At 40.1% G+C, this 12,607-nt stretch carries 9 protein-coding genes and 1 pseudogene; 5 read left to right on the top strand and 5 right to left on the bottom strand.

Annotated features, from left to right (window positions below):
* The coding region (locus BCG07_RS19140; RefSeq protein ID WP_286891557.1) for an MFS transporter at positions 1-1,149 on the bottom strand (1,149 nt) is incomplete at its 3' end.
* A gap of 176 nt (positions 1,150-1,325) precedes the next feature.
* Between BCG07_RS19140 and gtfA the strand changes: the two genes are divergently transcribed.
* The gene (gene gtfA, locus BCG07_RS19145; protein WP_243533867.1) at positions 1,326-2,795 is read left to right on the top strand and encodes a sucrose phosphorylase; all 1,470 of its coding nucleotides are present in this window, start codon (positions 1,326-1,328) and stop codon (positions 2,793-2,795) included.
* A 52-nt stretch (positions 2,796-2,847) separates the two neighbouring features.
* On the opposite strand, the gene BCG07_RS19150 is transcribed toward gtfA, so the two are convergent.
* Positions 2,848-3,879, bottom strand: a complete 1,032-nt coding sequence (locus BCG07_RS19150) for a LacI family DNA-binding transcriptional regulator (RefSeq protein WP_006792638.1) — start codon at positions 3,877-3,879, stop codon at positions 2,848-2,850.
* Between the two features lie 226 nt (positions 3,880-4,105).
* On the opposite strand from BCG07_RS19150, the gene BCG07_RS19155 reads away from it, so the two are divergent.
* The gene (locus BCG07_RS19155) at positions 4,106-4,408 is read left to right on the top strand and encodes a hypothetical protein (RefSeq protein WP_008127797.1); all 303 of its coding nucleotides are present in this window, start codon (positions 4,106-4,108) and stop codon (positions 4,406-4,408) included.
* Between the two features lie 24 nt (positions 4,409-4,432).
* Positions 4,433-4,849 carry a nuclear transport factor 2 family protein gene (locus BCG07_RS19160; RefSeq protein ID WP_008127799.1) on the top strand — a complete coding sequence of 139 codons (417 nt, stop codon included), beginning with the start codon at positions 4,433-4,435 and terminating at the stop codon, positions 4,847-4,849.
* 54 nt (positions 4,850-4,903) lie between these two features.
* Here BCG07_RS19160 and BCG07_RS19165 read toward each other — a convergent pair whose 3' ends face one another.
* On the bottom strand, positions 4,904-6,565 hold the full coding sequence (locus BCG07_RS19165) for an asparagine synthase-related protein (protein ID WP_286891562.1): 1,662 nt from the start codon (positions 6,563-6,565) through the stop codon (positions 4,904-4,906).
* A gap of 200 nt (positions 6,566-6,765) precedes the next feature.
* On the opposite strand from BCG07_RS19165, the gene BCG07_RS19170 reads away from it, so the two are divergent.
* A complete protein-coding gene (locus BCG07_RS19170; RefSeq protein WP_008130696.1) occupies positions 6,766-7,065 on the top strand; it encodes a hypothetical protein in 300 nt (99 codons plus the stop codon).
* A gap of 62 nt (positions 7,066-7,127) precedes the next feature.
* Positions 7,128-7,589 (top strand): annotated as a pseudogene (locus tag BCG07_RS19175) (S41 family peptidase); the annotation flags it as partial.
* A 54-nt stretch (positions 7,590-7,643) separates the two neighbouring features.
* Here BCG07_RS19175 and BCG07_RS19180 read toward each other — a convergent pair.
* On the bottom strand, positions 7,644-10,637 hold the full coding sequence (locus tag BCG07_RS19180; protein WP_008131855.1) for a TonB-dependent receptor: 2,994 nt from the start codon (positions 10,635-10,637) through the stop codon (positions 7,644-7,646).
* 74 nt (positions 10,638-10,711) lie between these two features.
* Positions 10,712-12,607 (bottom strand): glycoside hydrolase family 16 protein (locus BCG07_RS19185; RefSeq protein ID WP_286891565.1); only part of this gene is annotated, 1,896 nt, incomplete at its 5' end.

Raw genomic sequence — 12,607 nt, forward strand, 5'->3', positions numbered from 1 at the left:
AATAACTGCAAAACCAGTTGCTAAGTAAAAACCGTAACGCACATGACCAAAGTAATCACTGATCATGCCCATCAAAAGCGGGGCTAATGCTGCTGACAATGCGGTAAAAAATAATATAACGCCGGCTACAGCACCATGTTGTTGAACAGGGAAACAGGAAATGCCCTTAGAGTTTAAAGTAGGGTAAACCATTGACATAAATAAACCTGAAAGCGGAAGCAATCCAACGGCCCAATCTACACCGCCAATTAATGTGCCTACATAACATAGTGCTATGCCAAGGCTTAGGTAGGTCATTACGCCTTGCCAGCTAAAGCGATTTAGTAACCATACCGCTATAAAACGACCCGCCGCGCGAAGTATAAAGAATATGGTTAATGCGTAGGTTGCAAGTAATGGCCATGAACCTGTGTAGTCTTGTAATAGTGTTGGCATCCATACATAAATAGCCACCTCGGTTGCTACGTATAGTGCGATAGCCATTGAAAAGCCCAGTGCATAAGGGTTTTTAATCATTTTCATGGTGGTGGCAAGTGAAGCGGGTTTTTCGGTTGTTTTTACAACTGGCGGATAATCTGCGCGCCACGCCAGAAGCGCAAGGATCAAACACATAACACCAGCAATAATGTAAAGGTATGTCCAGCTAACATTTTGAACGAGTAAAACACCTACCAGTGCAGGACCAACAATAGCACCTATTCCAAAAAAGCCTTCTACCTTGTTCATTGTTTTGGTGTGTTCTTCGTTACTGTGTGAAATATCACCCAATAAAGCTAATGCACCTGTTTTAAATAAACCGATTGCCAAACCAATACAGCAAAGAAGTACCAAGAAAAAATTAAAACTAGAACTTACTGCAAATAAAAAACAACTTGCAGAAAAAATGAGTAACCCCAGCATAATGGTTTGCTTTCGTCCAAGGCTGTCGGCTAAAAAGCCTAAAAATAGTCCACTAAAAGCAATTAAAGCCATTGGCGCATAATGAAAGGCACTGGCTTGGGTCATACTCAAGCCAAAGTCTTTTATAAGCTCAGGGATGATCATGCCGACCGCATCAGAGGTCATGGCAAACATAAAAAACATCATGTATGTGAGCCAGCGTATTTGTCGCAACGGATCGCTGCTTACTTGTGTGTGTGGTTTTGTCATTTTATTTAATCCTCGTTAAATGCAGACTAATACGCGCTAAGTCAGTTAGTTACTTAGTGAAGTATTATTCATGCAACGATATTTGTATGTAAAATTTTTAAAAATTACTTGTAAATTCTTACTCTCTAGTTAAAGATATATCTTAATCGATTAAGATTCAACATGGTAATCACACAATGATGCAAAACAAAGTTCAATTGATCACATATGCTGATCGAATCACTGGCCAAGACATTAATGCACTCACTACACTTTTAAATGGATCTTTAAAAGGCGTATTTGGCGGTGTGCATTTGTTGCCATTTTATAACCCAATTGACGGCAGTGATGCTGGCTTTGACCCAATAGACCATAGTGAAGTAGATTCAAGAATAGGTTCTTGGGAGGACATCAAAGCGCTTGGTAACAACCATGATTTAATGGCTGACTTAATTGTTAACCATGTTTCGGCGCAATCTTTTCAGTTTCAGGATGTGCTTGCTAAAGGTAAAGCCTCTGAATTTTGGGATTTGTTTTTAACCAAAGAAGACGTATTTCCAAATGGCATGAGCGACGCAGAGCAAAAAGCAATTTATCGTCCTCGCCCTGGTAGTTGTTTTACACCAATGAAATGTGGTGATGGTGAAACGTATGATTTTTGGACTACATTTACCGATAATCAAATTGACATTAATGTAAAGGTAGAGGCTGGCGTTGCGTATTTAAATAATGTACTCACCAAGTTCTCTGCAAACAATGTAAATATTATTCGGTTAGATGCAGCGGGTTACGCTATTAAGCAAGCGGGTACTAACTGTTTTATGCTAGATGAAACGTTTGGTTACTTAGATAACTTATCTAAGCAAGCAAATGAATTAGGTATGGAAACAATTGCTGAAATACACAGCCATTATCAAACTCAGGTTGAAGTGGCTAAACGCGTTAACATGGTTTATGACTTTGCACTGCCGCCGCTTATTTTACATAGCTTGTTTAATAACGACGTTGATGCACTTTTAAAGTGGCTAAAAATATCACCACGTAACTGTTTAACTGTACTCGATACACATGATGGCATTGGTATTATTGATGCTGGGCCAATGGGCGACAAACCAGGTTTATTAAACGCTGAGCAAATTGATAACCTTGTTGAAACAATGCATGCAAATAGTAATAACGAAAGCCGACAAGCAACTGGGGCTGCAGCCAGTAATGTTGATTTGTACCAAGTTAACTGTACTTATTACAATGCATTGGGGGCTAAAGATTTTGATTATTTATTGTCTCGCGCCATTCAGTTTTTTGCACCAGGTGTTCCACAAGTTTACTACGGTGGTTTATTTGCATGCGAAAACGACATGGAGCTTTTAGCTAAAACAAATGTTGGCCGTGATATTAACCGCCCATATTTAAATGCAGATAAAATAAGCGAATCACTCGATAAGGCCGTTGTAAAAGGTTTAATTGAACTGATTAAAATCCGAAATGAACACCCAGCGTTTTCTGGGGAGTTTTCAGCGCAAGGTGAAGGCAGTATGTGTTGTTTAACATGGCAACTTGGTGAGCAATCTATTTCATTAAGTGTTGATTTTGAAGCAAGAACCGCCCTCATAACGCAAGTAAATGGTGAAGAAGAAACATCGATAAGTTTAGATTCTTTATTGTAACGAATAGAGTTTTGCTTAACAAAAAGCCAAGCTAGTTAGCTTGGCTTTTTTATTAACTGCTGGCACCAATGTCGAGTTCGTAGCTGACTTCTTGTATTTTGTTTTCTTTAGAAATAAATAAGTTTGCAGCAATTACGCCTTTTTCTTCACTGTTTTGATGAATAGTACTTAACCTAGGCACGAACCGTGCTGCTTCATCAATCCCATCAAATCCAACAATACGTAGGTCTTTTCCAATTTTTATACCTTGCTTGATTGCCTCTCGCATTGTGGCGAGTGCAATTAAATCACTCATACAGATAATAACGTTAGGGCGAGGTGAGGCTGATAATACTTCTTTTGCAGCTATATTAGCAAAGCGCTCACTGCTTTCAGGTATGTTCCAAATGCGGTCGTCAGCAACACTAATATTTGCCTCAACTAATGCACGTTGATAGCCACGTAAACGCTGATGAGAAATTGACTCTCCGGTTTGAAACTCGTGATGTTCATAAACGCGGCATAATACGTTTTCATCGAGAAGTCTTAGCCCTAGAATGGCGACCTTATCGTTTATATTGTGCAAAACATGCTTGGCAATTTCGTAGCTAGCTTGTTCGTTATTAATGTTAACCGACGCATTGCGGTTAATGTCAAAATCGACTGTGACGACGTGTTTTGGCGTAGTTTTAAGTTGTTCTACTAATGCGTGGTTACGAGGGCGACCGTAGCAAATAAAACCATCTACAAAATCAACAACACTATTGAGGTTATTGTTACTACCAGAGAACAATAAAACGTTAATATTGTTTTTTTCGAGTACAGAAGTCACGCCTCGCATAAAGCTGCTGGCAACTGGGTCTGATACCATGTATTCAACGCTGTCGGGTAGCACCAAAGCGACAATGTTAAATGTACCGTTTCTTAATGATTGTGCTGCTTTATTTGGGCCAAAGTAACCAAGCTCTTTGCAGGCTTTGAGTATCGCTTCTCGGCGTTTTTCTGAGAGCTGATCTGGTCGATTAAATGCATTAGATACCGTTGCATTAGACACACCTAACTCTTTGGCAATACTTTTTAAGGTCCACCGAATTTGTTTACTCATTAACTACTCTTTGCCGTAAAACTACACTACACAAATTAACATACTGAACTGTTAAACATAATAAAAAGTTTAGGTTTTATCGCTAATATATGTATTGATTTGGCTAATAAGGAGGTTACGTTATTATGTTTGGACGTGTTTTGCACAAAAATTATTAATTAAAGTTCGTGTTTTTAATTTAGGCTTGATTGAATACTTACTTTTAGAGTATTGAGGAGCTAAGCAAATGATTATAACAATTGTTATTTTGCTATGGGCATTATTTATGGCTCGCGCAGTAATTGCTGAATATAAATATTATCAAGCAGTTAAAATGTTTGAGCCTGAAATATGGCAAGCGCTTGGGCAGCCAAAATTTTTAATGATTCCCATAATGTTCGTCTCAGGGGATGGTTTAAATCACTTAAAAGGTGCGACCGATAAAAGAGTGTGTAGGCTTGCTATTAAGCATCGCCAAGCTGGTAAGCTGTTTATATTTTATGTTGTGTTTGTTTTGCTTGCTAGTATTGTATTTTTTAAGTTTTCGTAGTCATTTTCAAGGATGTTTATTGTTATGAAAGCTGTCTCAATGCTAATGTTATTTAGCCTCTTTTATGCGAGTGATGCGTCAGCGTGCTCGGCAAGTACCGCTCCTGAACAAGTAGTGCAAGCGCAATTAGAGGCTTATAACGCACTAAATATAGGTCTATTTGCAAACTGTCACTCGGCAGATATAAAAATTAAAAATAGCCAAGAAGGCGCTCCTGACATTATTGGGCAAGAAAGCTTAATCAAAGCGTATCAGTTTTTAAAAACAGCGCCAAAATCATTTAAAGTGATTCTTGAAAATCGAATTGTGAATGGGCCTGTGGTTGTTGATTATGAGCGGTTAACTAGGCTTGGTGACGGTAGAGATGATATGTTTGCCGTTACGGTGTATGAAGTGCGTAATGGCAAAATTGTTAGCGTATGGTTCCCACCAACTAAATAAAAACAGCTTGCTTAAAACACCTTGAGTAGAGGCCTACAGCAAGGTGTTTTAATGTTACCGCTTAAGCATATTTTCAAAAACCTTTAGCTTATCGTTATAGCTTTTAATGCCAGAAGCATGTAGTAACGCAACCGCACTAAACGAGGCTAGGTTAACTAACTGCTTATGTTGGCTTGTCATTAACTGACTGAAAATTTGGTACACCTTAGTGGGTTTAAACTGCTTGGGGCGTTTAATTTGCCATTGATCAATACCTTCTTTTGGTAATAAACATGGAACATGGCCAGGATATGCTTGCCAAGGCGAATCTAGGGCTTCGGGGAATGCATAGCGTAGAAAATCATGATAAAAGCGATGCTTTCTTACTTGTGACGTTGGTTGCGACAAAACATGTCGAAGTACTTTCCAGGAATAAAAGGGCAGGCAAAAATCCATTTGATACTCGTCCACTTTTTCGAATGGAATGGCTAAATGGTGATGCTGATCGTTAAGTAATAAAAACAGATAGTAAGCTTTTTCAAGAGGAATATCTCCAAACTCTTTTAATGAAGTTACGATATTAGCTTTTAGTCTGGCTTGCATTTTATCAGCGTTATGGATTATTGATTTGGGGATATAAGCAAATTGTTGCGATAAATAAGCGTCAGCAAGGTGCTCAGGTTCTTGTGTTAAAGCCCCTTCGTAAACTTCATCTGAGTAGTAAATAACACCCAGCCCAACACTTCCACCATTGCCAGACCATGCTAAACGAGGACGTGTTACTTTAGGGTGGTCTGGATGTTTGCCGTTTAACCAATGCTCGCCTAGTCTGTCTTCAATTGTTTTTGCCTGCGTATCGTTAACACGAATAACATCAAGCTCAATTTTCTGGCTTTTTGCGAACGCTGTTGCGCAGTATAAGTCTTGTGTTTGGTGCTGTGAAAAATTAAGGGCGGTGATGTTTACATTTTGTCTTTTAAGTAAACACGCAATCAACCTTGAGTCTAATCCACCCGATAGCGTAGTGAGCACGTGATTATCGTTATCAATATATTTGTTTACATTGTTAGATAGGTCTTGCTTTAAGCTATGCAGTGTTTTTTCGTAATTATCATTATTTTTAGTAAAGCTGCACCAGTCAAAATACTGTGTTTTAGTAACCCCGTTAGATGATGCTTCTAGGCGAGTTCCTGGGCGAATACACGAAATTTCGTTGTAATGGGTATTCTCAAATAGGTAATACCCAAGTGTTGCATATTCCATCATTCCTTCGTGATTACAGGTAAGTGGTAAGCCTAAGTTTTTGAGTATGCTATATTGGGTACTAAAAATAAAAGCACCTTCATAATACATATAATAAAAAGGGCGAACCCCAAGGGAATCGGTAACTAAGTTTAATACATTCGTAACCTTGTTATACCGTGCCATACAAAAAACACCTTCACATTCTGTAAGCATTGCATTGGTATAATGTGAGTTTAGGGTGTTTAAATCATTATTTCGGTTCGCGCTTAAAAGTGGGTGACCAACCAGTGTTGCAATATGCGAATCTGTTTGCAAAAAAGCATGTGGGCCAAAGGTTTCATAATCTAAACTAGCTAAGTAAAGAGCCTGTTCATGTACTTCGTTTATTGTGCCACTGTTTACTTTAGCATCTTCAGCTTTAAATTTATTAATAATAAAATCATGATGTTGAGTTAGCCCAGATGCATAATAAATTCCAAAAAATTTCGCCATAACCCGTACCTGTAATTCGTTTTGATATTAATTAGGTATCAAGGTTTGTACCAAGATTAATGAAAATTTTTTTAAAGAGACGCCGTGCTAACTTTTTGCTTTTTGGGTACAAATTAATTGCCTCACAACACAAAATTATATAACGTATTAAGGTGCATACATTTTATAAAAGTAAATTTATCAATCAGCAGGAAAACCGAATGAACAATGAAATACTCAAATCATCTACTGCTACGTACCAAAGCGGTGTGGCAAAAGCCGATGGTAAATTTTATGTAACGCAAGGTGAGGTACGTTTTGAGCCATACAATGAACGTGCTGGTTTAGGACCTTATACTTTAACACGCAGCGCAATCGTAAAAATTGAAAAGTCAGTAGGTACAGGTGCTGGCATTTTACCACTAACAAGCGATGCAATAACAATCACCTTAGAAAATGAAGATACTTATGATTTTATTATAGCAAACCCCGATGAATGGATTCGTTTACTCAAGCATTAAATGATTAGGGTCTGTTGACCTTTAGGTTAAATTTGCAGCAGTCTGTTTGGTATCATGCAATGTCTCTATTGGACATAATAAAAGATCAACCCGAAATATTTAAAGTACTTAAAGCTGTAGCTGCGGGCATGGCTTTATCGCTTAAAAGTGGTGATCCATCTTATGTATAACGAGAGTCTACTACGCTAAATATCCTACCAGAAGAGCCGTTAGTGAGTGACTTTAAAACCAAGGTGTTTGTTATAGTGCCGCCGCAATGCGCTAGTGCTTGTTTAGATGCGCTTGATAAGTTTAAGCTTTTTGAAAATACCACGTTGTTTGGTGCACCCAGTAGCGCTGACTCGATGTATATGGAGGTACGTTTAGCCGATTTACCTTCAGGCTTAGGTAAAGTTGTAGTGCCAAATAAAGTATATGTAAATAGAGCGCGAGGGGCAGGTGATTTTTACAAGCCAGATATTGCGTATAACGGCGTTGATTGGACAACGAATATACTATTAGAGCAGATTAAGCGCATCCCATAGCTCAAAAATAAAAAACCGCTCTTAGAGCGGTTTTTATTTGGTATTTATTTAAGTTTAGTTACCCATTGAGTATCTAAAACCAAATGCATAACGCGGTCCGTATTGTGCAGCACTTAAGAACTGGCTTTCAAAACGACTGAACGAACGCTCTGTCTCGTTTGTTAAATTAACGCCTTCAAAGAATACGGTAGTGCTTTCATTCACTTCGTAGTTAACGCTAATGTCCCACTGTAAATATTCTTCAGCATATTGTGGAGGAGCCGTAGCACCCGAATCTGGTAGGCCTTGCGCAATTAGGTATTCATCACGCCATGCACCAGTAATTTTAACTGATAAGCCATCTTTTTCGTAAAAACCTTGTAGATTGGCAGAATCACTCAGGCCAGCTAATACAGCTTGAGATGCAAGGTAATAGTTGTCGTACTCTACATCACCGTCAACAATAGTGGCATTAAAACCAGCGCCAAAACCTGACTCGCCGAATAAGTGCTGTATCGCAAACTCAACACCATTTACTTTACGAGAACCTACGTTTTCTGGTGAGTTGATTGTCCACTCTATTAATGGATCAGTTGCTGAGTCAGGAAGTACACGGTTGTTTTCGCCAATTCCTACACCATTTGCCACAATCTCATTATAGATAGCAGAGTCAGTTGCCTGCTCGCCACGTCCTTCAATTGCGGTTACTGCATTATTCCAGCGTTGACCTAAATAAACATCATGCAGGCCTTCAAACGTGGTTGTTACTTGCGTGTTATCAATCCAATTATCTACATCTTTCCAGAACATACCCACTGCAGCGTAGCTACCTTCATTGTAGTAATATTCAAGGCTAAGATCGAAGTTTGTTGATTTAAACGGTTGTAAATTTGGGTTACCACGGCTACCGCTTCTTGAATTTAACTTAGGTGACGGTGTTAAGCTTAAGTTGCCAAGCATGTCGCCAAGGGTAGGGCGTGTGATTGTTTGGCCCCAAGATACACGTGACACTAAGTTATCAGAAAGGTCGACTTTTACATCTATCATAGGTAGAAGAAGATCGTAATTACCTTTGTAATCAACCTCAACTAATTCGCCGCCACTGGCAAATTCAGTTAGCCACTCAGAACCACCTGCCCAATATACTTGCTGAGCAACACGGCTTTTAGCTGGGCTTACAATGTCAGTTTCTTCGTAGCGAAGGCCTAAATTTACAAAAACATCGTAGTCGCTAACGTTAAACACCCAATTTGTAGACAGGTAAACACTGATTGTTTCTTCTTCTACTTTGTTAGTTGGGAAGCCATCAAAGGTGCCTATTTGGTAAACATCACTGCCTATTACGTCTTCAGTTAAAAAAGCGCTTTGGCGAGCAAATGCTTCATCAAGATCATAAGTGTAAGCATAGCCTGGCGCTACACCGTTAGGACCAAATGAAAACTCGTCAAGAAAGCCACTTAAATCAACTCGCTCGAACATACTATCTGGGAATATCTCAGCAAATGTACCGTTATTAAAGCCTGGTGCATTGGCATTATTAGAGCCACCCCAGCCACTAAGTGTTTGCTTAGTGTATGCAGCACCAAATTTTACTGTTTCTAAACCAATGTCAGTGTAAGTAAATAGTTTACCGTCTAGTTGTACTTGAGATACTTCTGATTCACCGGGTGTTCTTGTAAATATACTAAAGTTAGAGCCAATTTGGTTTGGGTCAACTTCTTGCGTGCCGTTATTCCAATTTACATTAAAACCAGGTACGTCACCTTCACGGAAAGAGTACTCTTTAGTTGAAATGTCTGCCGAGCCTAAAATGATTCGTGCGTTAGCGCCTAAGCCAGGATCTTTACCATTATCGGTCGTTGTTTTAGATGTATGCGCATCAAAGTTAAAGCTCAGGTTTTCGGTTGCTAACCACTCAACGTTAATACCTGTTGCTTTTGAATCTACTTCTGATGTTTCACGAAATGCAGTAAAGGATGCATCGTCACCTGCAGAGTTGTAATAAACAGCTGTGCCATTTTCATCAAGTTCATAAGCATTGGCATTACCACCAAACGATCCGTTCCAAATACCCCAAGACAATGAGTTATTCCCGGTCGTTGCTTGTGAAATCGTATGATCAAGCGTAAAGGTTAGGTTATCTGTTGGCGCAAACTGAAATGTTGCTTGCGCATTTAAGCGCTCACGTTGAATGTCATCTTTTGCAAAACTAACTTCTTGCGGAAAGAAAGCGGCTGAAACAAATTCACCATTTTCCCCAGCGTTTGGGTCAAAGAATTGTTTAGCCGGGTTACCTTCAGCATCCATTGGGCGGTTATCAACAATATTAGCTGCATCAACCGAGAGATTTGGATTAACTAACCAAGAGCGAACATTTGCTGCTTGTCGTTGAAAATCACGACGATGATATGAAAAGTTAGCCGACACACCAAAACGCTCGTCATCAAAGGTATTACTGTAGATACCTGCAATTTCAGGTGTTACTTTATCGCCTTCTTCTACAGATGTATCGTGAATACCTTTAGCCATAAAAGAAAAGCGCTCACCAGGCTTTTGTAATGGTTTTGCGGTAACAATATTTACAGTTGCACCCAATCCACCGGTTGGTGTATCAGCGCGTGCAGTTTTCATTACTTCAAGTGAACTTACACCTTCTGATGATAAGTTTTCAAAGTTAAATGAGCGTGTAAAACCTGTTCCCGCCATTTGGCGACCATTAAGTGTTACCAAGTTAAACGATGGACCAAAACCACGAACAGTAATTTGGCTACCTTCACCGTTTGAGCGGCTGACAGATACGCCAGTAATTCGTTGTAATGATTCTGCTAAGTTTGTATCTGGGAACTTACCCATTTCTTCAGCTGAGATGGCGTCAACTACACCAGAAGCATCTCGTTTTACATCCATTGAACGGATTAATGATCCGCGAATACCTTTTACTTCAATGATTTCTAGTTCAGGCTCAGCAGTATTTTCTTCTGCTGCATAGGCTAAATTAAATGTACTTGCAGCGATGATAAGTGACACAGAAGCTGCTAACTGGCTCTTTTTAAAAGTGAATGTGTTCATAATTGCTCTGCTTTTCTAAATTTATTACAGTTAGTGGATGCCTATTTAGAGGCACCTACCATTCAATGGTTGTTCTACGGGTTTGCGATAATTACGTTATCGATACGATAAACCGCGCCTTCACCCGTACTCCATGCTGGGAAAACCATTAACACGTTGATATCACTGATGTCTAAACCGGCGTCAAAAAGTGATTGCAATGTAAATGTGTACGTTTGCCATTGACCAATAACCGGTACTTGACCTTCAACACTTTCTGCAAGAGGAAGCTCCACTGCAGACGCAGCGCCAGTTGATTCAATTTTAAATAACCATTGAGCGTCTGTTGCGTTTGGTGGAGTCACCATTTTCATTTCAAATTGTACAACCCCATTTGCAAGGATAGACGAGGCATCAAAAGAAACACCTTCATCGGCTAAAAAGCCCATAACAGTTGGCGCTGAACCAATTACAAATTCAGCAACGGTACCGTGATCGCTATCGTCTGTTTCCTCAGTAGGTGTTGAACCACCACAACAATCCCATATGCTCCATTGCTCTGCAGCAGTATCTTGGAATATTGTAATTTCACTTCCTGCAGTAGATGCTGCACTTGGGTCATAAATTTTAGCGTTATCTACACGGTAAACTGCGCCTTCACCCGTGCCCCATGCTGGGAAAATCATGACAACATCTATCGCGCTAACATCAAGGCCTGCACCTGCTAGGTCGGCTAAGGTATAGGTATAAGTTTTCCATTCACCTGCAACTGGCGCGTCACCTGCGTCTGTTAACGGAAGCTCTACTGCTGAGTCACCCTCATTTGATTCTATTTTCATTAACCAAGTTGAGTCAGGGTTGTTAGGGTTTGACATTACTTTTAGTTCAAACTGCAGAACGCCATTTTCTAAAATACTAGTCGCATCGAATGGTGTGCCGCTTCCGCCTGCAGAAGTGCGTGTGTTAAAGCCCATTACTGTAGGCGCTTCACCAATGCTAAATTCTGCAGTCAAACCGTGCTCTTCGTCGTCTAAAGCTTCAACTGGGGTTGAACCACCACAACAATCCCACATAGGCCAATCTAAGCTTTGTCCGTTGTCGAATAAAACAACCTCAGGAGAAGCACCCAAGTCACCTTCAATTGCTACATTAGTAATAAGGTACTCAGCACCTTCACCTGTTTGCCATGCCGGGAATACCATAAGCACATCAATTGCGCTTAAATCTAAGCCTTTTTCTTGAAGTAGTGATAATGGGAAGGTATATGTTTGCCATTGACCAGTTACAGGTGTTACACCTTCATTGCTTTCACTTAATGGTACGTCGCCTGTATTTGGGCCACCGTCACCTGCCTCTGCTTTAAGTATCCATGTAGTATCTGACGTTGGAGGCGTTACCACTTTCATGTCAAACGTTAAACGGCCGTTTAAGTCAAGTAATGGGGATGCATCAAATGGAGACGATGTTCCTGTAAAGTCGTCTGGAAAGTGACCACCGCGCGTAGAGAAGCCAAGCACAGTTCCGTTGTTATCATTTATATTAAATTTAACAGCGTCACCTTTGTCTGCATCAGTAATAACCTCTGGTACAGTGCCGCCACAACAATCCCATGCAATCCAGTTAGCGTCTAGGTTACCGTTAAATACATCAAGGTTTCGGGCTACGCCGTCGCTTGGTGGGGTAGGTACAGGTGCTGCACCTTCTACAAGTGCGTCGTCTAGGCTGTCGTAACCTGGGCGAACTGTTTCACAACCTTTGCCTGTGCTTGGGTTTGATGCACATTCGTATACTCGAACGTAATCAATTTCAAAGCTTTGGCCTTGTGCAAATGCGTCTGCATCAATACCTAGGTTGTTAACGTTTTCAGGCCAATCTCCACCCACTGCATGGTTTAATATAAGGTAGAAATCTTTATCGAAAGGGGCGTTATCCCAATGTGTTGTAAGTTCGCCGCTTCCTTGTTCAAAGTATTCCGCAAACCAGCCTTTGTG

The organism is Pseudoalteromonas sp. ESRF-bin5 (assembly GCF_002632075.1).
In the GTDB taxonomy this organism is placed as follows: domain Bacteria; phylum Pseudomonadota; class Gammaproteobacteria; order Enterobacterales; family Alteromonadaceae; genus Pseudoalteromonas; species Pseudoalteromonas marina.

Excerpts from the sequence above, each read along its gene's own strand:
- gtfA (WP_243533867.1), top strand. The coding sequence starts at position 1,326 with ATGATGCAAAACAAAGTTCAATTGATCACATATGCTGATCGAATCACT.
- BCG07_RS19150 (WP_006792638.1), bottom strand. The coding sequence starts at position 3,879 with ATGAGTAAACAAATTCGGTGGACCTTAAAAAGTATTGCCAAAGAGTTA.
- BCG07_RS19155 (WP_008127797.1), top strand. The coding sequence starts at position 4,106 with ATGATTATAACAATTGTTATTTTGCTATGGGCATTATTTATGGCTCGC.
- BCG07_RS19160 (WP_008127799.1), top strand. The coding sequence starts at position 4,433 with ATGAAAGCTGTCTCAATGCTAATGTTATTTAGCCTCTTTTATGCGAGT.
- BCG07_RS19165 (WP_286891562.1), bottom strand. The coding sequence starts at position 6,565 with ATGGCGAAATTTTTTGGAATTTATTATGCATCTGGGCTAACTCAACAT.
- BCG07_RS19170 (WP_008130696.1), top strand. The coding sequence starts at position 6,766 with ATGAACAATGAAATACTCAAATCATCTACTGCTACGTACCAAAGCGGT.
- BCG07_RS19180 (WP_008131855.1), bottom strand. The coding sequence starts at position 10,637 with ATGAACACATTCACTTTTAAAAAGAGCCAGTTAGCAGCTTCTGTGTCA.